This window comes from Candidatus Eremiobacteraceae bacterium, assembly GCA_036511855.1.
Lineage (GTDB): Bacteria > Vulcanimicrobiota > Vulcanimicrobiia > Eremiobacterales > Eremiobacteraceae > JABCYQ01.
The window spans coordinates 1-22677 of the sequence record DATCBN010000102.1; the positions used below are offsets into that span (position 1 = coordinate 1).

The 22677-nt window shown below is 58.3% G+C and carries 21 protein-coding genes; 10 read left to right on the forward strand and 11 right to left on the reverse strand.

The window, feature by feature from the left end:
- Positions 1–673 precede the first annotated feature (673 nt).
- Positions 674–1501 carry a kelch repeat-containing protein gene (locus VII69_13450; GenBank protein HEY5096116.1) on the forward strand — a complete coding sequence of 276 codons (828 nt, stop codon included), beginning with the start codon at positions 674–676 and terminating at the stop codon, positions 1499–1501.
- A gap of 1249 nt (positions 1502–2750) precedes the next feature.
- Here VII69_13450 and VII69_13455 read toward each other — a convergent pair.
- Together VII69_13455 and VII69_13460 are read right to left on the reverse strand one after the other, a co-directional pair.
- A complete protein-coding gene (locus VII69_13455) occupies positions 2751–3752 on the reverse strand; it encodes a hypothetical protein (protein HEY5096117.1) in 1002 nt (333 codons plus the stop codon).
- A 633-nt stretch (positions 3753–4385) separates the two neighbouring features.
- On the reverse strand, positions 4386–5570 hold the full coding sequence (locus VII69_13460; GenBank protein HEY5096118.1) for an SEL1-like repeat protein: 1185 nt from the start codon (positions 5568–5570) through the stop codon (positions 4386–4388).
- On the opposite strand from VII69_13460, the gene VII69_13465 reads away from it, so the two are divergent.
- Positions 5569–5814: a hypothetical protein gene (locus VII69_13465; GenBank protein ID HEY5096119.1), complete on the forward strand. Its 246-nt coding sequence runs from the start codon at positions 5569–5571 to the stop codon at positions 5812–5814. The two genes, VII69_13460 and VII69_13465, sit on opposite strands and share 2 nt — an antisense overlap.
- Positions 5815–6837: 1023 nt before the next feature.
- Here the strand turns inward: VII69_13465 and VII69_13470 are convergent.
- Positions 6838–7122: a hypothetical protein gene (locus tag VII69_13470; protein ID HEY5096120.1), complete on the reverse strand. Its 285-nt coding sequence runs from the start codon at positions 7120–7122 to the stop codon at positions 6838–6840.
- A gap of 681 nt (positions 7123–7803) precedes the next feature.
- Between VII69_13470 and VII69_13475 the strand changes: the two genes are divergently transcribed.
- Complete coding sequence (locus tag VII69_13475; GenBank protein ID HEY5096121.1) at positions 7804–8784, forward strand: hypothetical protein; 981 nt, start codon at positions 7804–7806, stop codon at positions 8782–8784.
- A gap of 29 nt (positions 8785–8813) precedes the next feature.
- On the forward strand, positions 8814–9989 hold the full coding sequence (locus VII69_13480; protein HEY5096122.1) for a hypothetical protein: 1176 nt from the start codon (positions 8814–8816) through the stop codon (positions 9987–9989).
- A gap of 497 nt (positions 9990–10486) precedes the next feature.
- Here the strand turns inward: VII69_13480 and VII69_13485 are convergent, their stop codons facing one another.
- Together VII69_13485 and VII69_13490 are read right to left on the reverse strand one after the other, a co-directional pair.
- Positions 10487–11092 (reverse strand): YceI family protein, encoded by a 606-nt coding sequence (locus VII69_13485; protein ID HEY5096123.1) that lies wholly within the window; start codon positions 11090–11092, stop codon positions 10487–10489.
- Positions 11093–11233: 141 nt separating this feature from the next.
- Positions 11234–11707 (reverse strand): hypothetical protein, encoded by a 474-nt coding sequence (locus VII69_13490; protein HEY5096124.1) that lies wholly within the window; start codon positions 11705–11707, stop codon positions 11234–11236.
- Between the two features lie 86 nt (positions 11708–11793).
- Between VII69_13490 and VII69_13495 the strand changes: the two genes are divergently transcribed.
- Entirely contained in the window at positions 11794–12285 is a 492-nt protein-coding gene (locus VII69_13495; protein ID HEY5096125.1) for a hypothetical protein, read from the forward strand.
- Between the two features lies 1 nt (position 12286).
- Here VII69_13495 and VII69_13500 read toward each other — a convergent pair whose 3' ends face one another.
- From VII69_13500 to VII69_13525, 6 genes are all read right to left on the reverse strand, one after another.
- The gene (locus tag VII69_13500; GenBank protein HEY5096126.1) at positions 12287–13294 is read right to left on the reverse strand and encodes a hypothetical protein; all 1008 of its coding nucleotides are present in this window, start codon (positions 13292–13294) and stop codon (positions 12287–12289) included.
- Between the two features lie 158 nt (positions 13295–13452).
- Positions 13453–14859 carry an ATP-binding protein gene (locus VII69_13505; protein HEY5096127.1) on the reverse strand — a complete coding sequence of 469 codons (1407 nt, stop codon included), beginning with the start codon at positions 14857–14859 and terminating at the stop codon, positions 13453–13455.
- Positions 14852–15550 (reverse strand): response regulator transcription factor, encoded by a 699-nt coding sequence (locus tag VII69_13510; protein HEY5096128.1) that lies wholly within the window; start codon positions 15548–15550, stop codon positions 14852–14854. Before VII69_13510 ends, VII69_13505 begins: the two co-directional genes overlap by 8 nt.
- Positions 15551–15558: 8 nt before the next feature.
- The gene (locus VII69_13515; GenBank protein ID HEY5096129.1) at positions 15559–16905 is read right to left on the reverse strand and encodes a serine hydrolase domain-containing protein; all 1347 of its coding nucleotides are present in this window, start codon (positions 16903–16905) and stop codon (positions 15559–15561) included.
- A 122-nt stretch (positions 16906–17027) separates the two neighbouring features.
- Positions 17028–17270 carry a CDGSH iron-sulfur domain-containing protein gene (locus VII69_13520; protein ID HEY5096130.1) on the reverse strand — a complete coding sequence of 81 codons (243 nt, stop codon included), beginning with the start codon at positions 17268–17270 and terminating at the stop codon, positions 17028–17030.
- Positions 17271–17380: 110 nt separating this feature from the next.
- The gene (locus tag VII69_13525; GenBank protein ID HEY5096131.1) at positions 17381–17896 is read right to left on the reverse strand and encodes a hypothetical protein; all 516 of its coding nucleotides are present in this window, start codon (positions 17894–17896) and stop codon (positions 17381–17383) included.
- Positions 17897–18101: 205 nt separating this feature from the next.
- Here VII69_13525 and VII69_13530 point away from each other — a divergent pair, with 205 nt between their 5' ends.
- The 5 genes from VII69_13530 to VII69_13550 form a co-directional block, all read left to right on the forward strand.
- Positions 18102–19457 carry a hypothetical protein gene (locus VII69_13530; protein ID HEY5096132.1) on the forward strand — a complete coding sequence of 452 codons (1356 nt, stop codon included), beginning with the start codon at positions 18102–18104 and terminating at the stop codon, positions 19455–19457.
- 175 nt (positions 19458–19632) lie between these two features.
- Positions 19633–20718 (forward strand): multicopper oxidase domain-containing protein, encoded by a 1086-nt coding sequence (locus VII69_13535; protein ID HEY5096133.1) that lies wholly within the window; start codon positions 19633–19635, stop codon positions 20716–20718.
- A complete protein-coding gene (locus VII69_13540; GenBank protein HEY5096134.1) occupies positions 20715–21770 on the forward strand; it encodes a multicopper oxidase domain-containing protein in 1056 nt (351 codons plus the stop codon). The genes VII69_13535 and VII69_13540 overlap by 4 nt, the downstream gene beginning before the upstream one ends.
- Positions 21770–21997 (forward strand): hypothetical protein, encoded by a 228-nt coding sequence (locus tag VII69_13545; protein HEY5096135.1) that lies wholly within the window; start codon positions 21770–21772, stop codon positions 21995–21997. Before VII69_13540 ends, VII69_13545 begins: the two co-directional genes overlap by 1 nt.
- A 63-nt stretch (positions 21998–22060) precedes the next feature.
- On the forward strand, positions 22061–22677 hold a 617-nt coding region (locus VII69_13550), incomplete at its 3' end, for a BTAD domain-containing putative transcriptional regulator (GenBank protein ID HEY5096136.1).

The window sequence follows — 22677 nt, forward strand, 5'->3', positions numbered from 1 at the left end:
GGGGACGGAGATCTGACCCTTGAGCACTTCGAGAATGATCGCAGCCTTACGCTCTGAGACTTGGTCGAAACTTTACATCCATGCGTGGCTTCCGATTCTGGGCCGACCCCATGTCCACTAAACTGGGTCAGCTCCAGACAGATACAATGATCTCTTGATTTTGGAAAAACAACAGAAAGTCGATCATATGTTGTGCATAATCTGCATGAGGGTGAAACCTTGCCGATCCTCCGGTGGCGAACACGTCATCCCGTATACGCTAGGTGGTTCGTTCACAATTGACCGCGTATGCTTGGACTGCGATAGCCGTTTAGGCACAACAGTACACTGGACTCATCAATTTGTCCACTATGGAGCGGCGACGGGTTGAGTTTATTACTGATGTTGCGGAGTGTTGCCGTCATTTTACGGGACGTCGGCATTAGCGATCGGCTTTTTGCAGCACGCGGGATAGTACCGTAAATATCCGGAACCAATGACTCCGCTCGTTCTGATGGAGCGTCATTTTATGCTTCGACGATCGTCTGTCGTTTACACGACGATCTTGTCCGCGTTTGTTGCCACAGCCATTGGCTGCTCGAGCGCTTCGACCTCCGCTCTGGTGCCTCGTTCCGGCGCGGCCGGAATCCTTCAGATTCCACAATCTGCGGGAAGTTGGACTACCAAAGCGCCTATGCCGACTGCGCGCTATGGCCTAGCCGTTGGCGTCATCAACGGAATCGTTTATGCGGTCGGAGGTTTCGAAGGTACTACCGAACTGAAGACTTTGGAGGCCTACGATCCTTCGACGAACACATGGACCGCCAAGGCACCCATGCCGACTGCGCGATTCGAATTGGCCGCGGGCGTAGTCAACGGCAAACTCTATGCCGTCGGCGGCTACAACGGTCGCCCGTTGGATACCTTGGAGGCGTACGATCCGGCGACTGACAGTTGGACCACAGAGGCACCGATGCCAACACGACGCTACGGTTTGGCAGTCGGCGTGATTGGGGGAAAACTCTACGCGGTCGGGGGCAAGAGAGTCAAGCACAGCGTCCTGAGTACGGTTGAGGCTTATGATCCCACCACGAATACTTGGGCCGTCAAAGCGTCCATGCCGAAAGCGCGTTATTGGCTCGCCGCCGGCGTCGTCAGCGGCGTGCTATATGCGGTCGGCGGCCGCGAAAACACTGGACATGATTCGATGCAGGCCTTCAATTCGTCGACGAATACGTGGACCAATAGGGCTGATCTTCCGTCCCGTCGACAGCTTATGGCCGCGGGCGTCGTCAATGACAAGCTTTACTCAATCGGCGGACAGGACGACTTCCCGTTTTCAAGCGTGAACCTGCAATACAATCCTACCACAAATAGTTGGACGACTAAGACACCCATGCCGACAGCCCGCACATTTCTGGCCGCGGGCGTCGTTAATGGCATCATTTACGTCGTCGGCGGTACCAACGACGACCATGGAAGAATTGGATTGAGCACAGTTGAGGCTTTCAACCCCCGATAAAAATTCTCGTCATGATCCGCCGCGCCTAACGGGCGAATCGCTCGATGTTGCCTCGCCCGGCGTCATAACGGCGGCGAGAACTTGGAGCCCGAGTGGCCGCCGAGTTCTTCGGCATTTGGCGGCGTTTAGGGTAACCGCGTTGACCAGCAAGATGATCTAAGCCGACGACCGCTCAATCGACTGAAGCAGCAGGGGCGCCGGTCGGTCTGGCTCGGCGGGATGCTGCTGTCGATGGTGAACAGTTTAATGGCTTGAGTCCGAATCGGTTAGCAAACTCGATCTGCGACAAACGCAATTGAAGCCGAATCTCCTTGAGATTGGAAGTCGGCAAGTTTAGTACGAAGACTTGGATGGCGCGCAAACCGCGCAAATCGGAACACCGTGGGGCCTGTGCAAAGCCAACGTTCTCCCGGGTTCACGAGTTGTTTTCATCCTCAAATCCTAACAGTTAGATCGGGGCGAAAGTTGTCGTCTCGTTGGTCGTGACAACAGAGTATGCCCTGCCATCGTGCTACAATATCAAAGCCGACGCGATTCACAGCGGTTAAAGGCGATGGCAGATGTGCCCCGCCAAAGTGCGACCCTAGGATGGCACGACTGATAGACCGCGGCCCCGAGGATAGTAACTTCTCGGCATTGTTCGGCGTGGTCAGCGGCTTCGAGACGCCTTTTGAGCGTCCGCCTATGCGGCCGTTTTCGCGAACGGCGCGGTTTTTCGCAGTACTGCGGACGGCAACTCCTTTCCGCCCGATAGCAACCATCCATCGGTGGTCGCCAAAACACGTTCGATCGAGGTCGGAATGTAGTGGTCAATGTCGGGCGCCTTCGATCGCCATCCCGATTTCGCCGCGGCGATGCGAACGTCCGCGACGTGCACAGACGTAGCTCGGTCGAGTCCCACCCGCAATTTGGGTGGAATCATGATCTCAACGCGTGTCGCGAACGTGATCGTGAAGCCATCGGTCGTTTGAAGATACTTAGCGGAGACAAATTTCGGCCGGTATTTATCGTGAGTCGAGCCTGTGCCATGGCGACGTCAATCCCCGCGTCGCAGGTTGTCACATTTGACGGCGCGTTGCTAATCGGCGCATTGTCTCCCGTGCCGCCTCGATCCTGACGATCACGCGCAAGATTGTTCTACCGGTCCCGACGACGTATCGACGTCAAGTCCGGCAGCGAGCTCTCCCTAGATCGAGCCACCGAGCAACGCGAAATACAATCGAATTTCGATGATACTTTGAATTTGCTCCTACGGCGACATAGAATCAACGGCGATGCCGAGCACATCTCCGCCGGAGCAACACGGTACGGTACCGATAAGCCTGCCGCTCGGATACGAATATTCCGCAGCGTCTTGGTTGGCTTCGTCTGCGACGAACCAATGCTTGTTCTGCCTATTGATCGCCATCCCAAACGGGGAGCCCAGCAGGGGAAACGTCGACGGCGTTGGATTGGGCAAGTGGAATGTTTCGGCTGCGCCGGGTCCCGAATCGGTCACAAGCAGGTCGCCATGGGCGTCGATTGCCAATCCACCTGGATTGTTGAATGCCACGCCTGCAACTTGAGTCTGAACGCCGCAAACTCCCATCGGACACGAAAGCGACCACAGCTCACCGCATTTGGTGGTGCAATTAAACTCGTCAAAGTACACGGTGCCGTTCTTCTTGACGGTGACAAACAGGCCTGTGCCCCCGCCGCTACCATTGCCGAACGGGAAATTGCCGACGAAGGTGCCGCCGTTCGGTCCGCCGCGCCACGTCGAGAGGGACCCGGCTTCCTCGCCTCGCGAAAGGATGTTACTTGCTATTACCGTGCCGTCAGTGGCGATCGTGACGTCGAAAGTGTGTTGCCGGGTGGGATCTTCATATTGATTGGACGGGCTCGTCTGGCCTCGGTGAAACACCTCTATAGTCGAGCTACCTTGATTTGCCACGTAAAGATCGTGCGTTTTCGGCTGCACGAACAACCCAGATGGGTGGGATAGCTTTTTCGTGATCTCTCCGCACGGGCTTTGGCCTGCAAAGTTTCCAGCGTAGACGTGAATGACATTTTTGAACCCATCGGAAACGTACTCGAGTGGGCCCGACGCCGGACAAGAAAAGTGACTCGCAAAGTGTTGATCCGAAAGCGAAAGTGCAGCCCCTTGAGGCGACACTGGACCCGGCGCGACACCCGAGCCGCTCGAACATCCGCCAAGCAGCGCTAATGCGACTGATGCACTCAATAGATGGATCAAAAAGTGCTTTCGCATTCGCTTACCGTCTTCCAGAGTCGAAAAACAAATAGCCTATGGCAAGACGCCAAGCTATTGCTCAGCCTTTCGCTCGGCCAATCCTGCTTACCTTGACGTCAGGACGGCTGCGCGCCTCGGGCGGTTCTCATATGGCGTTGCTCGCTCGAAGAGTGATGCAGGCCTAAGAATTGTCATTCAACGTTTGTTGGCTAAATGACGATGCTGCTTTGCAGCGTTGCCGCGACGCCGGCAACACTGCAAAGCAGCATCGCCGGGTATGCTTCTTCGATGACGCGAAAGATGCGATCTTGCTGCACAAAGGCGTTCGGGCCGCGCCATTACGCCGCGAATTAACGCCCCAGTGTCATTTGGTCTAGTTGCGGGACTCACGACGTCTCTCGGTGTTGAAAATCGGCGCGAAGCCGTTGACCACTCGCATGCCGTAAAAGTACGACTCTTATTGTGTTTCGGCTAAAATCCGATAAGTACGAATCAAATATAGTCACGATAGGGGACGGCGTGTTTTTGAGTTTTCGCCGTCATTCAATTATCTTCGCTGATCACCGCCCCATTGGCCGTCAAGTCGGCCGTCCTCTATCGGACGTGAACGTCAGCCACGCTGCGTCGATCTGACCTGCATCCACGATGACCCTACGACATCGTATTCGTGGAAGCTGGGATCGCTGGTAGATCGGTCTGCTCGTCTTGTGCGGTTAGGGCCTCGCGGTCGAGCCTCTTGATCTCAAAGTGAGCGGCATCCAATTGTTTTTGTGTAAGTCCTCGTTCGAGTCTTTGCTTGAGCCCGGGCCCCCATCTGGCGCCCAAATCTGCCTCCACACTAAAGAGGATATATGCCTGGTACAGGCTACGCGACACACCCTCGCCGTTGAGGTACAGATTCGCGAGATGGTTTAACGCTCTCATTGACCCACGGGCCGAAGCCGCCGTATATAATGCGACGGCGCCTTTGCGATCGCGCGGCACATACAGTCCGTCGAATTTGAGCGATGCGAGGTCCGTCATCGCGTCTTCATCCCCACCAGCTACTGCCTGGTGCAAATACCTGAGCCCTGTGGAGGAGTCCGCCGACTTGCCGTCGTCAGTGAGCAAGAACCTGGCATACTGACCCGCCGCGGGCGCATATCCTTGATCGGCCGATTTCTTCCACCAAGCCGCGGCAATATCATAATTCCTTTTGACCCCGAGGCCGTTCGCGTACATCTGGGCTATCTCATATTGCGACCACTCGTCCTTCGGGCTCCGACGCAACAGCTCCAGAACAAGGTGATAGCGCAGCTGGTCATTTCCCTTGTATACATTGAGGTAGAGAAAGGCAAGATTCGAAGCAGCGCCAATCCGGCGATCGGCGGCGCAGCAAAATGTATCGGGGTAACGTGCCTCAATAGCCAATCGGTAGTAATGAACGGCGAGGCCGACGTTGTGAATCTTGAATTGGTGACCGAACGCATACAGATCGCCAAGCTTTGAATATGTGAGCACGTTCTTGGCAATCGCGGCCTTGCTCAGCCACTCGATTGCCGCTCGCTCATCCACCTGCACGTCGTCGCCGTTTTGGTAGATTATCCCTAGGTTGTAGAATGCCGCGGAGTATCCGGCTAGCGCTCCTGCTTCGAAGTATGATCGCGCGACGGTGTAATCCTGCGGCACGCCGTCCCCGTCAAAGTAAAGGTTGCCGAAATTCGTGATGCCGCAGCCATCGTGTTGGGCAGCCGATCGAGTGAACCATTCGCGCGCAGCCGTGTAATTTTCGAAGACGCCCCGCCCCATATCGTAGTCGATTCCGAGCTGACACTGAGCGACAGAATCGCCCGACATGGCTAATGCGGTGAGAGCCTTGATGTCGGACGGGAGCGACGGCGTTGGGTACGGCTTCGGCGGATCAATCGCATACGGGTCGACGTTCACCGGCGTGGCGGCAATTGGAGGTGGGGCGCTCGCGCACGCTGCCATCAACAGCGTAGCCGCAATGGAATTGAAAATTACGCAAAGTCGAATCGCAGATAACATCTGGGACATCCTTCTGCTTTATCGCTTCGGTGCAATGAAAATGCCACCTTGATTCCCGTTAAGACGCACTGGTCTGAGCCAAGCCGACATTAGATGATGGCTTATAATACTTCCCGTGGCGGGCGCGGTGAAGAAGCGTCGGCTACAAGTTGTATTGCGAAGTCGATCGGTCAATTTGGTTGACCGACCCAACAGCAAAGGAAATCGATAATATTTCTGTTCATACTCAGACCTACCCGTGAATGTCATTGAGGAAGCGGTCCGACCATACGGAAAGGGCGCGCCTGGCGCAGGTCATTTGAATGGTTCCGAATTCGAGAACGCAGCATTTCACGATGGATGATTACATGATAAGAAGTACGAGATCTGGTACCCTAAGTTTTGACTTCGCATGAATACGGGTGGCCAAAAGTTGGCGCTCCGTCAGAAAGTCAATCATGACCTACGGCACCGGCGGGTGAGCGGGATGATCAAGGACGGCTAGATGACGCGACGGATATTACTGGTCATCTGTATTTTTCTAGCCGCAGCGGTAGGTGGCGTCATAGTCTAGAATTGGAATCGCAGCATGTGGACCTGCGCAAACTACCATGAATCCGCTTTTGCGTCACCAGACGGCAAGTTAAAGGCCGTGGTCTTTGGACGGGATTGCGGCGCTGCGGGAGGCGCTAGCCGCAATGTGTCAATTATTCCAGCAAACGGCGTACTTCCAGACGCGCCCTCAAACGCTCTATCTCTTGACACACATGATTCGACCGCTGATGATCTCCGCGTCACATGGGTAGGAGACAAGAAGCTGAAGATTCGGTCAGCAGACTATCACGGCTATTGCTTCGCCGCTAGGTCTGTTGGTGACGTCTCGATCTCGTACAGTTTTGGCCCTACGGGACGTGTCTACTGCGGGCCGAGGTAGCCGTTGGGTTTGTCACTTTGGCGGCTTGAAGCTTGGGGGGGGAACCGCTCGCCCCGCCGGTGCGGCTGACCGCGCTGAGAGCTTCGATCGTCATCGGACTCGTTGTCGCTTCGTTCATCATAGTTAACCCGGCACGGTGGATCCACGCCCCGGGCCAGGGAACTATTGTGGCCGCTTTCCTTTCATATCAGCGATCGCGAGTTTCGCGCCACAGAACAATCCGAGCGCGACACCAAAGCCCACGAATTCGATCGTTTGAACCGGAGTTCTATCCCATGCGTCATGAGCTAAACGCCCGATTGAAAACGCCGCAAAAAAGTAGGCTCCAAGCACCGCTTGTGCACTATAGCCGTAGTCCGCACCGAGTAGTGAAGCAAGTAGGTCACCGCTATAGACCCGAAACGGACGAATTGAAATCCATTGTGAACCGAGAAATGCAGCGACCATTCCGATAAGAATCAATAACGCAAACCCGAAAATCGCGGAGGTATCAAACGGAAGAGAATCCTGGTTTGGAGCATATGACGACCAACCACCGAAAACGATGAGAGCAGCCAGAATTGCGCGAATGATTCAGGCTAAGTTAAGTGGGCCGGGAATACGATTAGAATCTAAGTCAGGCACTAATTAGCCAATTCAACTTTTCGAATTCCGCACACACTATCGTCGACATACAAGATGTTGTGAGTCGAATCGAGCGCAGAGGATGGTCCGCAGAATACCGCAGACGACCCGTATCCGTCGTGCGAGACAGAGGTCAATTCTTGAGGCGAGTCTCCGGCAATTGTGTAGACTTGTCCACGAGGCGTAACCAAGCGGATCTCAGTATTGTACTTATCGGACATGTCCATACTAAAGCATTTCGCTTTGACGGCAAGGCGAGCTTTTTGCGACCGGGCGAGCCACACGTTTTTCAAGGCGAGATGAGCGGTGGGCGTGAGCCCCGTTCTTAATTCGAGCCGACTGGACCGAGCAAATGAGGTACCTCCCCGGCGTTCCCTCGATTGTCCGCATTCATGAGCCTAAAGCGGCGCTCGTAATACAAGCAATCCGTGCCATCGCGACGGGTCACGACTCCTCGACGTCGAATCGCCTGCCACGACTTGTCGACTTTGGGAAGAGGCCCTCATGCTTGCCCGTTCAAAATCCCTAACGTCATACGCGCTTAGTGCTGCGGCGACGATTGCACTCCTTGTGGGTTGTTCCGGCGGTTCGTCGGTCGTGGTGCCCGGACGAGCGATGCCCGAGGGCGACGCACACGATTGGCAATTCAAGACTCACGATGCATGTCCAGCAACGGGAGCGATTGAATATGTGTCCGATGGCCCCAATCACGCTGTCAACGTCTACGCCGGTAGATTCGCCAGCCAGGCGCCTTGCGGCCAGATAACGGTCGGGTTGACTTTCCCGGCCGGACTGTTCGTGCAGACCTCGACGCACGATCTGTACGTCGCCGACCTCGGCAGCGGAATCGTTGAGGTCTACCACAGAGGCCAAACCACCCCGTATAAAAACTATAAAGATCCCAGCAATCAAAACGTTGAAGACGTCGCCGTCGCCCCAGATGGAACTGTTCTTGCTACAAACTATCACAGCCGAAACAAAACGGAGCGAGGCTCCATCTCGACCTGGATCGGCGGGCCGAATGGCGGCACCTTCGTCGGCAATTTCCCAATGCAACATTCAAAAGACGGCTGGAACATCACCGTCAGGAACAATGGCATCGTCTACTTCAGCTACGTCACCAGGAACTGGCGCGGTGAACTGTGGAAGATGCGGTGCCCGGCCGGCGCTTGCGGCACCCAGACGCAGATAGCGGGCGTCCTGTTCGAATTCCCGGGCGGCATGCAGTTCGATGCCTCGGACGACCTGGTAGCGGCCGACCAGGCCGGCCTTGCCGAAACTTTCGAGTTGCCCAACCCGAGTCCAAAGACGTTCCCCGTCGGCGATCCGGTTGGCATGGCCCTAAGTGAATCGGATCATCATTTATTCGTCGCCGACCAGCGCAACAATGATGCAGCCGAGTATTCGTATCCGGGCGGCAAACTTATCGGAACGGTACCAGGCATGCCATTCGGCCTCCCATATGGAATCGCTTTCGATCCGTAAAGGGAGATCCCATGACTGGTCACTTCGCGATGAGAAGAGCGAACGTTGGCGTAGCGATCGCGGCTATTCTTTTCGGCACTCTGTCACCGGCAGTCGCGACGTGTTTGTGGCAAACAGGCCAGCTTCCAAAAGACGGGAACAATCTTTCGGTCGTGCCGTCTTCAATCCGCGCCTTCTCATCAAGCGACATCTGGGCAGCCAACAACGCCGACAGAATGTTGTTGCACTGGGACGGAGCAAAGTGGTCCGCGGTGACGATACCGGTGAACACGCCGCCCAACACCGGCCTCTTCGCACTGGCAGTTACCGGCACGTCCGATAACGACCTTTGGATTGATGCGACGTTTCTATCCCAGAGCGATCAGTATTCCAAGTCGCTACATTTCGACGGGAGCCGCTGGACCGTCACTCGCATGCCAAGCGGATATCCTTCGAAACAAATTTGTCCCGGTCAAGGCGACGGGCCATCCATAAGCTCAATGCAATCTTTTGGCCTAAACGATGTCTGGGCGGCCGGCATCGTATGCCATGTCGTCGACGGGAATGATGTGTTCGTAGGGATTTCTGAGCATTGGGATGGCGCAAGCTGGAAGATCCTTCTTTTGGCAGACCCATTGCACGTGCTTCCGTTTGGACTTCCGTCAGATATGTCCGGCACGTCCGATCGCGACATCTGGCTGCTCGGTGAGCAAAGCGTCATCGAACACTTTGACGGCCAACGATGGTCAATCTCGTCGAGGTACGGCGTGTTTAATGCTCTGATGGAGGGCGTCTTCGCAGGCGCGGCCGACGATGCGTGGGTGGTGGGTCTGATCCCGAAAACAGGCAATCCGGGGTCCGAACCTCGGTCGTTCGCTGCGCATTGGAATGGCAGCGAGTGGTTGCAAATCCCGACGCCAAACGCGGATGGCCCGAGCGCGCAGCATTCCAACGACTTACACGCGGTCTCGGGATCGGCGCCGAACGACGTTTGGGCGGTCGGCGAAAACGATCGGCATATTTCCCCGCCCCATGGCACCACCCGGCTCGAGGTCATGCACTGGGATGGTTCGACGTGGTCGAATGAATCCATGGAACAGCTGGGTCTAGGCGGATTCTTTTCCGTAGTCGACCTAGGACGTCACGACGTCTGGGCGCTGGGTGGCGATGACCCCAATATTGGAGGCGGTAATGCAATCGGATCATTCCGCTGTCTTGGAACCTAGTCGGCTAACCTGACGACGTCTGGCGGGCGTCTGCGAGAATGTGGGCGCGAACCCACTCCCCAATCAATTAGTTGGCGCTGCCTCTCGCTTGAGCAAGGAGACATCGCCTCATGCAACGCCGCGCTCTACCTTTAATGGCAGTTCTCGTCTTCATTGTGGCCGCCCAAGAGCGGCGCCGGCCGCCGCACCTAGTTCGCCGTCGGCCGCAGCAGAATAACCAAAATGAACTGAATCGCATTTTTCGAACAAAGTCGACAGGGACTGCTGTACTTTCTGCTGTACGACGGCCCCCGGAGGAGGCCAAAGACCCATGAATACTGGGTTCGCGGCGGCGCAGAAACCCAGCTTCCCAAGCTGAGGGTTGCGGGTTCGAGACCCGTCTCCCGCTCCAGATTTCAACACTCAGTCAAGCGCCAATACATCCGATGGTTCGCACGAAGACGTGGAGACGGACGCCGTTTGGGCGTCCGTCGATTTGTCGCGCCGACAGTCCGGCGTCACTTCACTTCGAGGTAAATATCGAAAATCACCTTGATGTCGTCCTTGACTGTGACTGCTCCGCCCATAATCCGTATCGGCGTGATGCCGAAGGATGACTGGCGCACCATCGATGAGCCGGAGAAATGCGTCGCGTCGGCGCGCGTGAGATCAACGACGATCGCATGCGTCTGTCCGCGAAGCGTCAGATCTCCGGTGATGCTTCCATGACCGTGCCCATCGAGATGGACGCTCGACGAATGAAAGACGATTGTTGGGTACTTCTCAGAATCGAGCACGCCCGATCCGGACATGTTCGCCTGGACGCTTGCGCGCCGGTCTGCGGCTAGCTTCGGGTCGAGCACTTTCATCTTCGTGGAGTCGACCGTCACTTCCACGACATTCTTCGTCTCGTCGAAGGAGCCGGAAACGATCGGGGCCTCGATTTCGTGGTTGTCGGCAGCAAACGAGAAGACGCCACCCTTGTAGACGTACACCGTCATGTGAGACCGATGCAAATCGAACGCATATCTCCCGCTATCCGCGAATGCCGGAACCATCGCGCACGTCGCGGCAAACATCAGCGCCGCGCTTGCGACAAGTAGGCGTACCGTTCTTGTGCTCATCGAGTGACTTCCGAATCTTCCAGACGCGCGCATAGGTCATATCGTAGTGGATTCAGCTTAAAATTGATTGAAAGGCGAATATCGCGGACCGACGATTCTAGCCGCGTCGCCGCGAGCTAGGCATGCGCAAGACCCACTTAGTTATTTTTCCATCTCTTCGCGACGAGCGGTTTCTATCTCGGAACGCAGCCGTTCTAACAGTGATCGTACGGTTTCTTCTGCGATCTTGTGCCCGAGCGCAGCGTCGAAGGCCTTGCCGATAATGCCAAGCGGCGGTTCGTACGACCCTTCGAGCACGAGCCGGCACTTGCCGTAATCTTCGTCCCACTGCACGCGGAAAACGCCATCGAACGTGGGCAACGGCTCCCTCGATGCAGGTTTCCACTCGATGCGCACTTGGTACTCGAGGCCGCCGGCGACGGTTGCGGGCGCGATCGTGGCGAGCGCTTCACGCGTGATCTTAACCTTTGCGCCGGTACCCTGTCCGATGGTCGCCGTCAACGGAAGCACCGCTTGGCCATGACGTTCGGCGGCATCTTCAAAATGCTTGACAAGATACGATTGCGCACGTCCAGGTGGACAGTCGATTATGAGGAATTCATTGACATCACTCATTGGATCTCCTCGGCTGCATCCGCGAGCCGCCCGGGTATCAATGGCGACGTCCTCGAATGCGAAGAAATGCGGGTGGAGATAGTAACATGACACAGATCGTGCAGCGACTGGAGATACATTGCCCCTACGTGCGCGCGTTGCAGTACTTCAACGGCTACCTCGCGCATCTCGGCTGGACGGAGCAGTCGAACGTAGTGCCACTTCACTTAAACGTCCCCCTCGGCCCTTTGGGGATCGGGCAGGGCATGGCGCTCGAAAAAGAAGTGATCGCAACGTTCGAACGGTCGCCGAAACATCGCGGTCTCGAAGACACGATCGCCGTCACGTGGCGGCCCGAGGAGGCGAACGCGCCGTTCCCGACGTTCGATGGATCGCTTTCCCTTAGAGCGGGGACGCCAAAGTCATGTGTTCTATTCTTGGAAGGTGGCTATGAGCCGCCGTTTGGCGTCGCTGGTAAAGTTTTTGACGCGGCGCTCGGCCACCGCATCGCCGATGCCACGGCCATTCAATTGCTCAAAGAGATCGGCGAAAGCATAGAGCTTAGCTTCGTCCAAGACGAGCCGCATCTATCTCGCTAGGCTACGACAAGAAGTGGTAGATTTCGATGTGGTAGGTGAACGTTCCGTCGTCATTATCGCTCGACGTGATCTCTACAGAGACCGAATCCGAATACCGGTCCCATCGAAAATCGGTCATGCTGGTGGACGCCGGATCCGTCGATAACGTGAAGTCGGATGGAAGCGCTCCTGCGACCGCGGTGCGGATGACGTCCTCAACATCGCTCTTCGCGCCACCGAGCGTCGGCGTTTCGCACTCGAGGATCCATTTCGAGGTCGTACCGGCACCGGTGAGGTTTGAAAAGATCCCGTCGACATCGCAGCTCGTCATGTACTCGCCGAACGAGACGTTCGTCGTGAAATAGTTGTTGTCTTTATCGCTGGCCTTCCCGCGCAGCGTTGTGTAGTTCGCGGCGGCGTCCTGAACGCCAAGTTGCACGTAGCTCTTCACAGCATTGGTCAGGTCGGATCGCTGGGCAGGGCTCAGGATCGCATACGGCACGTAGCGCAGGTTTTTCGGCAAGTAGTGCCCGATGCGGACTTCGAAGCCGGCCCGGGTCTTGTATGCGAAGGTCTTGACGTAGACGAACCGCACCGGCGAGCCCGTCGTCCAGTCGAACCAGTTGTCGCCGTTATCATCGGTGCCTTGCTGCATCTTGTACGTCGACACGAGTCCGCCGATGTTCCGCTGGACGTAGGCGAGGGTCTGCGCCCGCGACCACGACTTCGACACGTCGAAGTCAAGCGTGACCACATACCGCTCGTCGGTATCGGCCGTCGCGAATTCGTCATCGACGACGCACGTCGGGCACAATCGCCGCATCGATGCTGTCGGTTTATACGCCGCGCCGTATTCGTCGGCCTTACTTACGCCGTTGCGCCACGCGCTGAAATCGACCGCCGCCTGTGATATTGAGGAGCGCACGGCTCCGGTGAGCTGTTGTGTCTGGTCCGGCTGCACAGAGACGCCGGCGCGTGCATCGGGTGCGGCGGCGATTGAGACGAGCGCAGCTAGGATGACGGCGATCACAGTCGTCGTTCGGCTCGAAGAGGCGCGAGGTGCAACGAAAAACATTTTGGCGGTCCTCTGACGGCGCCACCGGAAACTCCGTTGGCTCTTTAATTATCGGCATTTGGCCATTGGAAACGAGAATATCGCCGGTAAGCCTCGCGAACGTTCGGACATTCCTAGCGCTTGGCGTTCTCGGCCCGCGGCAAGGTCACGGTAAAGCGAGAACCGGTGCCGTCGCCGCTTACGACGCTGACGCTGCCGCCTTGAAGCTCTGCCAATTGCTTGACGATCGCAAGGCCAAGTCCGGCGCCGCCCGTACTTCGAGCGCGTGACTGATCGATGCGATAGAAGCGTTCGAAGACCTGCGGCAAATGCTCGGCGCTGATACCCGGCCCGGCGTCTTGAACGAAAATCTCAATCGTGGCGCCGGTCGAAGCGGCGCCGATCAAGACGTTGCCTCCAACAGGCGTGCAGCGGACCGCGTTGTCGGTGAGATTCATCAAGATCTGGCGAACGCGAATCGGATCGGCGAACACGTCCGGCAAATCGGCAGCGACGTGGTTGACAACGCTGACTTGGCGTTCAAACCCGGATCGAACCGCACTTCGCACGATCAAATCGATGGTCGCGCGCACATTCAACCGCTTGGGATTGATCTCGAGCTGACCGACGTCTGCGAGGCTGAGATCGCGCAGATCGTCGACCAGATGCTCCAACGCGCTGACATCATCGTGCAACGACCCCACCGCTTGATCGGCATTGAGATGGCCGTCCTGGATCGCCTCGATTTGGGCTTTGAGATTGGTGAGCGGGCTACGAAGTTCGTGGGCGACGTCACTCACCATTTGGCGTCGCAGATTCTCCGTCCGTTCGATTTCCGTCACGAGCGCGTTGAACGATTTCGACAGCACGGCGATCTCGCCCCGCCCATGGACCGGTACGCGAACGAGCAGATCGCCGGAAGCGATCAGCTCGGCGGCCCTTGTCAACGTCACAAGCGGGCGGGCGATCGACCTGGCGAGGACGATGCTCGCGATGAGCGCCGCGCCAAGTGCGATCGCGATCGCGAGCCACAACGAACGGTTCACGCCGGCGCTCAACGGGGCGATCGAAGATGGTCCTGCGGGCTGAGGCAGCACGAAAATTTCGCCGACCACCCGGCCCCGAAATAATACCGTCGTGGCCGGCCCCTGAAATCGCAGCTCTTCTTGGCCGTGGTTCCCCGAGCTTCCGCGGTTCAGGAGCAGCCGCGTGCCGTCGCGCGCGGCGTCCATGCGTGCGCTGACGAGGTCCGCAAGCGACGAAGCTATCAGCTCGCCATTGCCGGAGAAGAGCAGTATCCCGATCTTTTCGCGCCGCGCGATATCCTGGAGAACTGGTGCTATTCCCGACCAGCTTGCCTTCCGGGCATAGAAGCTGCTCAATGAGCTTTGCATGCCCGCGACGGGCGGCACGTGCGCCGCCGTGGAGAATTGCTCGAACTGCATCGTCGTCTCGCGCGTGGAAAAAATGCCGACGGCGAGAAGCGTCACTGCGCAGACGCATGCCATTGCCGCAAAGATGCGCGCCTGGAGATCATTCATCTGCATGCGCCACGAACAAGTAGCCGGTGCCCAAGATCGTCCGGATCCGTTGAGGATTTCCCCCCGAAGCCTCGAGCTTGCGCCGGATATTCCTCACGTGAACGTCGATCGTGCGATCCGTTCCATCGTAGTCCCAACCAAGCGAGCGTTCAACCAATTGAGAACGCGACATCACCACGCCCGGTCTAGCGCTGAGCGCATCGAGCAAGCGGTATTCGGTCGGCGTCAGAGCTATCGTGTCACCGTGGATTCGGATACGATGCGCGTCGCGATCGATCTCGAACTCGTCGAACGACGTCGTTCCGCTGCGGGTCGCATCTCCGAGCGACCGTCGCAAGACCGCGTGGATGCGGGCGACAAGCTCCCTCGGGCTGAACGGCTTTGTGACGTAGTCGTCGGCGCCGGCCCTGAGACCGCGCAGCTTGTCAGGCTCGGTGGTACGGGCGGTGAGCATGATGATGGGCACGTTTCCACTCTTGCGCAATTCGCGGCAGACGTCCGTGCCGTCCAGCTCGGGCAGCATGAGATCGAGCACGACGAGATCGGGCGGGCGCTCTCTCGCGCGTTCGAGCGCGGCGAGCCCGCCAGTTGCGCTAGCAATCGAAAATCCTTCGTGTTCGAGGTAGAGCCGCAGCGTGCCGAGAGTCTTCTCGTCGTCCTCGACGATCAGGATGTGGCGGACCGAGTCCATCGTGGGTCCTACGGTTTGATGTGTCGTGTCCAGCGTACGATTTCAACGCCGAGATCTTCGGCTGCGGGCGGATCGATATTGGCAAGCACGACGACGGTGTAATCGGTGTCGGATTCCATGTCGAGGAACGCGTTCCATCCAGCCGTGCCGCCGGCAACGCCAAACGAGGACCCCGGCGGCAGCATCCACTTCGTCCACCTTGGATCCAGCAGACCTCCGGACCTCAGTGCCGTCGCGAAGTTCAAGAGATCACCCGCTGTTGAGAACGCGCCTCCCGCGGAGCTTCCGCGCGCCGGCTCGACGAAAATAGTCGTGTGCGCGGGCTCACCGGGGGCCGGGCGCGAGTAACCCGTTGCGCGGCCGCGCATCACGTCGTCGGCGAACGGATACCCCGAGTGCGTCATGCCGGCGGGCGCGAATATGTGTCTGGCGACGTAGTCGTAGTAGTTCTCTCCCGACGCTTTCTGCACGATCAACCCGAGCACCAAATACCCACCGTTTGAATACAGATTGCCCGTCCCCGGCGGAAACGCAAGCGGATCGGTCGCGAACGCCGGCAGATAGTCTTCTAGCGAGCGGAACTCGCCGGGCGGGGTTCGCGCAAATTTCGGCGTGAAGAAATCACCGATGCCCGAACTCATGTCCACAAGCTGCGCGATGGTGACAGCCTTGGCCGCTTGGTTCGGATAGTCGGGGAGCCATTTCCCAATCGTGTCGCTTTCCGAGATCTTACCCTGCTGCAAGAGCTGACCTATCGCCACGTGGGTGAAGAGCTTACCTATGGAACTGATGTTGAAGCGCGTCTGCATAGTGTTGGCGACGCCGTATTCGACACTTGCGCTTCCATACGCGCGGCTGAAGAACGGCGCACCGGCTTTCGCGACGAGCACGGTGCCCGAATAAAAGCCATGCGTCGCGGCACTGCCGATGTAGGCGTTCAAGTCGCGCACGAACGATAGCTCCGTCACGGATGCGCCGATGACCGGCGGCGCCAGCGCCGGTTCAAAATCGACGCGGCTCAGCAGGGTGACGCTTGGCAGTTTGAACCACATCACCACGTGATACACCGCACCATTCTTTCCGAACGCAAGTACGGTGGTCTGGCGCGGGCCCGCGTCGACGATGCCTTTGAGAGTCAGTTCGCCGATTTCGCGGCGGGTCTTGAGGTAGGCAGCGACGAGGGCGCCGTCCGGCACAAGAACTCGCAGAGCAGTGGGCGACGAGCTGTTGAACGCGGTCATAAAGCTACGCGCGACGGCTATGCGCGGACCATCATCGTTGGGCGGACCGGCCGGATCGGCATTTGCCGGCGTCATGAACAGGAGCATGATAAGAACGGAAGCGAGCTTGCGCATAGGCAAAAGATAACAAGCCGGTGTTATGGTTCGATGAAGACGCGCGTGCACGAGTCTCGCTATACAGACATCCCAAATGAAATCGGCTGCAGACCAATTCGCTATCTGCAACCGCCGATCGCTTACGTCGCCGGCGCGGCCTGATCGGGCTCTTTGTGGGCCGTCTCGTCGCCTTCGCGAGACTTGAAACCGATCTTGAGATGAGTTCCATCGCAAAACGGCTTGTCGTTCGAATGGCCGCAGCGGCAAAGGGCCATTTTTTGACCCGCCGGTATCCGGTGGCCGCTTGGCCACACGAGTTCGACGTCACCGACGATGAGGTTCGGACCATCGACGCTCGGGGTGATGCGCACGGTGCCTGCCATGTTGTCTCCAATCTCTATCGCGACGGATATCTATTGACATTACAACGGGGCAGGCATGCTCCTTCATCCGGCTATTCAGGTCGCGTTCAGATACTACTTGATTATTCGCACTATTGCGGCAGATCGGACGGTTGGATGGTGACGCGAAAGACAGGTTGTGTGCCGTTTGCTTGTTCGACCAAGAACACTTTTACCGGTTTGAAGCCATCCTTCAGGGTGAAGCGGAATGACTGCCGGGCCGCCGCGCCGGGCTGCAGCGTGTAAAGCGACTCTTCCGGATCGCCGCCATAGGAATTGAGCACGATGCCGTCCGCGTCTGCAAGCGAGACGCTGAGATAGCCCGTGCGCCGGTCATTCGTACCATTGGACACGATGCACGAGAACACGATTCCCGTCTGGCCGGCCTGCAACCCCATGTCATCCTTTGGAGTCGGCGCCCGGAACGACATCTTTTTAATGCGGATGTGACCGTTGAACAGGGTGGACGACATTGTGCCGCTCAGCCCCTTCAACTGATTGGCCCCGCCCGGCATCGGCGTCGACGTTCCGCCGGCAGCCGACGAAGCCGTCGCGAAGGACCCGAGTAAGCCGATCACGGCAAGGGTCATCCCGACAAATCTATTCATTTCATTCTCCTAAGTAACTGCGTGCGATAGAAGACTAGCCTATCAGGTCACCGTGCCGTCTGCATGCCGGAATCTCCTTGGCCCGGCACGCGGCTTCCGCACGCGTCTAGCACGCCTGGGTGATATGCTCCGGTCGAGATATGAGGGCTCGCACGGGCCGCGTAGGTCCGATCGGCGATACCCGAAATCTGGAGGGACTGAAATCATGCATTCTTGGAAAGCTCGCCTCGCGCTATTTGTGGCGGCGATGGCGGCAGTTTCGACCGCGATCGCGTCCATCGGCCCGGCACGGGCGGCGGTAGAATCGATTTTCTCGTGCGATTCCATTAAGCCGTGCCTACAATGGAATAACAGCGGATCCGGCGACTCGATCAAGGGCGTTTCGACAAGCGGCGCCGCGATCGAAGGCCAGACGAAGTTCAACAGCAACGGTAAGACGGCCGGCAAGTCCGGAATGATCGGTGCGGACGTCAGCACCGCCGGCACACTCAACAGCGGCGTGAGCGGCACGTCGACCAACGGCACGGGCGTGACCGGCACCGAAACCGGATCTGCCGGGCAAAATGGCGTGGCAGGCTTCTCGGCGAGCACGTTCGGGAGCGGCGTTTACGGCCAGAATAGCTCAACCGGAGCCGGCGTGGCCGGAAGTAACACGTCGACATCTCGCAGCAGCGGAGCATCAGGCCTGCTTGCCAACGGCGGGGCGGCAAATGACGGGATTCATTCTTTTGCGGGTAGCGGGAACGCACTCTATGCATTCTCTCAAAGCGGCACGGCACTTTTTGCGAACCAGGGCGCCAACACGACCGCTCCTGAGCTTTACCTCCAGGACACGTCGAGCTCGAAAAACGCCATCATCCAGGCAGTCGGCCCATCGGGAGACGTCTTCGATGTCTTCAGTGGCGGCGGCGTAAGCACACAGGGAAATCTGATCGTCTCGGGTGCCGGCGCTTTCGGTGGCAATACAAGCGTCACCGGAAACCTCGTGGTGTCGTCGAGTTCTGGAAGCTCATTTACTAACTCGGCGGGTAACAACCACGACACCCTAACCGTGTACGCCGGCGGCGTCGGCACGGATAGCGAAGTGTTTACGGTAAGAGACCACAATGGGGGGGAAGAGATGCTCGCCACCGACACGGGCGACGTCATCATCGAGGGCTTGCTTTACTCGCGGGGTAGCTGCATCAACGGCTGCATGGTCGGCGAAAAGCACTTGCGCTCGGTGGCCGAGTACGCCCCGGTCGAAACCGAACCGACGATCGAGGACAACGGCGAAGCAACGCTTACCGGCGGATCGGCGTATGTCGCGCTGGATCCGAAATTCGCAAACGTCATCGACAAGACAGCCGCGTATCTCGTCTCGGTGACTCCGGAAGGCGACTGCGGCGGACTTTTCGTTGCGCAACGTCTGCCGGCTGGTTTCACGGTCCGCGAACTTCGAAATGGCCACGATAGTCTGCCCTTCGAATACCGCATCGTGGCCAAACGCTTCGGCGTCCAAGCGCCTCGGTTGCCAATGACGAGCTTACCGCCCGCAGACAAACCACTGCGCAGGCATTAATGCGTGTTTTGAGCCCAAGGCGCTCGCGGTCGGGTGCGCGAAGCGCCGGGTAATGCGCGTCAGGTGACGGGCAATCGTCTCGTGCTCAGGGCACGAATTTTCACGCGCCGCTCGCATGCCGTGTTCATATGATCATGCTACGAGTTCGGCATTTGCTACGCGACCTGGAGGCAAAATGTTACACATAACGGGGCGCGCCGGCCTGGCAATGTTCATCGGGGCTCTCGCCTTGCTGGCGTGGCCGAGCCCGTCGCAAGCTCAAGTTCGAACGTATTATATCGCCGCGGACGAGGTCGTGTGGAACTACGCACCGAGCGGTAGAGATCTCATCGCGCAAAAACCGCTGCCGCCGCTGATGCCGCTGCAGCTCGGATGGTCGTTCCATAAGGCGATATATCGCGAGTATTCCGACGCGTCGTTCCGACACCCAAAGCCACGTCCGCCCGAAGACGCCTACATGGGCATACTGGGGCCGGTCATTCACGCGGAAGTCGGCGACTCGGTCGTCGTGGTCTTTCGAAACAACGCCCGGTTTCCGCTGACGGTGCACGCGCACGGTTTGTTCTACACCAAATCATCGGAGGGCGCGCCGTATCAAGACGGCGTTTCAGCCTGGAACAAAGGCGGCGACAGCGTTTCGCCCGGAAAGACGTTCACGTATACCTGGCAGGTACCGGCGCGCGCGGGACCGGGCCCGGGCGATGGAAGTTCGGTCTTATGGATGTACCATTCGCACGCGGACGAAGTGAACGACGTCAACACCGGCCCGATCGGACCGATCGTCATCACTGCGAAGGGGATGGCCAAGCCGGACGGTTCGCCAAAGGATGTCGACCGCGAGATCTTCGCAACGTTTGCTGAGTTCGACGAAAGCTCGAGCCGGTATTTCCCGATGAACGTGAGCGACCCGCACATCAATCCCCGGCACGTCAAGGCGGTCGGACCGTTCCTCTTCGACGACGAGTTGTGGACGATCAACGGACTATCGTACGGCAACATGCCGATACCGTCGATGCGTGTCGGCGAAAAAGTCCGCTGGTACCTCATGTCGACGATGAGCGACTTCGATTTTCACACGCCCCACTGGCACGGACAGACCGTCACAGTGAACGGCATGCGGACCGATCTCGCTCAGTTATCGCCGATGGCGATGGTGGTCGCAGATATGACGCCCGACAACCCGGGCACGTGGCTATTTCACTGCCATGTCAATCTGCACTTGGCGGGTGGGATGGAAGCGCGCTATCAGGTGCGTCCATGAGGCGGCCGGCGAGCCTCGCACTTGCAGTCCTTGCTTCTCTAGCCGCATTTCATCAACCCGCGATCGCTCGCGAGCGAGTTCACTTCATAGCGGCGGACGACGTGTTGTGGAACTACGCCCCGCAAACTCGAGACGTCATCTCAGGCAATCCGTTACGGCCGGAAGCGGCCGCACAGCTTGGCTGGACCTATCACAAAGCTGTCTACCGGGCGTATACCGACGCGACGTTTGCTTCATTGGCTCCGATTCCGCCGAGCGAGCGCTATCGAGGGCTCGTCGGCCCGACGATACATGCCGAGGTCGGCGACACCGTTGTTGTCGTTTTCCGGAATCGAACGCAGGTGCCGGTCGACATCGCTCCGAGCGGCGTCGCGTCCATTCCTAAGCCTGCAGCGGTCATGCCGGGTTCGACGCGCACCTTTCGCTGGCCGGTGACCGCCGCCGACGGGCCGGGGGCGGCTGACGGCAGCTCGGTACTGTTCGCCTACTCGTCAGACGTCCAGCAAACCCCAGACGAGAACGCAGGGCTCATCGGGCCGCTGGTCATCACGCGCAAAGGAAGCGCGCGCGCGGACGGCTCGCCCGCAGACGTCGACAGAGAGATCACCACGCTGTTCTCGTCGCAGGCGGAGCCTCGCAGCGCCCTCGTCCAGGAGAACGTTCGCGACCGCGCCATCAACCCCAAAGGAATCGCTCCGGCCTCGAAGACTTTTTTCGTCGACAATGTTTTTCCATCGATAAACGGATACGTGTACGGTAACATGCCGCTGCCGCAGATGCGCGCTCACGATCGGGTCCGATGGTATCTGCTCTCGACGATGAACGACATCGATGGTCACGCGCCGACTTGGGACGGTCAGACGGTGCTCTATCAGGGCAACCGCAGCGACAGCATCGGATTAGTGACGATGCACGTGCTCGTTGACATGGTGCCCGACGACCCCGGAATCTGGCTGCTGAAATGCAGCTTCAACATACATCTGGCTGCGGGCATGGAGGCGCGATATGAGGTCGAGCCCCGTGAATCAAAGGCTCCGGCAGCGAAGGAATAATGCATGTTAGGAATATCGCGCCGGCTCCGGGAGACGCGTGGACCATCGTGCAGTGGGGTCCGCGAACTGCAGACGGCGGTACGGCATACGTCGGCTACGTTCCGAAGCTCCATGCGTGGTTATATGAAGATTTTCACGGCGACGGTTCGTACGCGACCAACACCTCGCAAGCGCCAAGCGGCGGCGCATGGACGTGGAAACGGCAAACCGCGTCAAGCGCACGATAGCTGCGCGGCGCGTTGATCGCGACGTGCATCGTGGAGTAGCCGGAGGGCCGGATTCGCGGCTGATTGAACAAGAACGAGATGCCCTCCGGAGCGCTGCTGGAAGTGTTCCTCTTCGGTCAGCCGCGCGTCCTTGCGGCCGGCCGTTTGTTGAAATTTGCGAAGCATCACGTCTCACTGTCGTTGCTGGCGTATCTGATCGTGCACCGTGGCGAGACGGTAGCCCGAACTTTTTTGGCGTTCACGCTTTTTCCGGATGAATCTGAAGAGACCGCACTCGCTGAATTGCGCCGCTACCTCTCCCTCGCGAACAAGACGTTGCCGCAGCGGCCACAGGGCGGGCCTTGGATCAGCGCCGATACCGATAGCGTCACCTGGGATGCAGGCTCGGACTGCCTCGTCGATGTGGCCGAGTTCGAACGCCTTTCGGCAGATCCGGACACGCTCGCGCAGGCGGTGGACGTTTATCGCGGGGATTTTCTAGAGGATTCGTACGACGACTGGGTCGTCACGAAACGCGAGCGGCTCCGCTCGACGTATATCTCCGCGTTAGGCAAGTTGATCCTCGTGCATCGCAGCCGCCGCGATTTTCCGGCCGCTATCGCCTACGCGCAGCGATTGCTCGTCGCAGAGCCCTGGCGGGAGGACGCACTTCGGCAACTCATGGCGGCGCGCTACGGCTC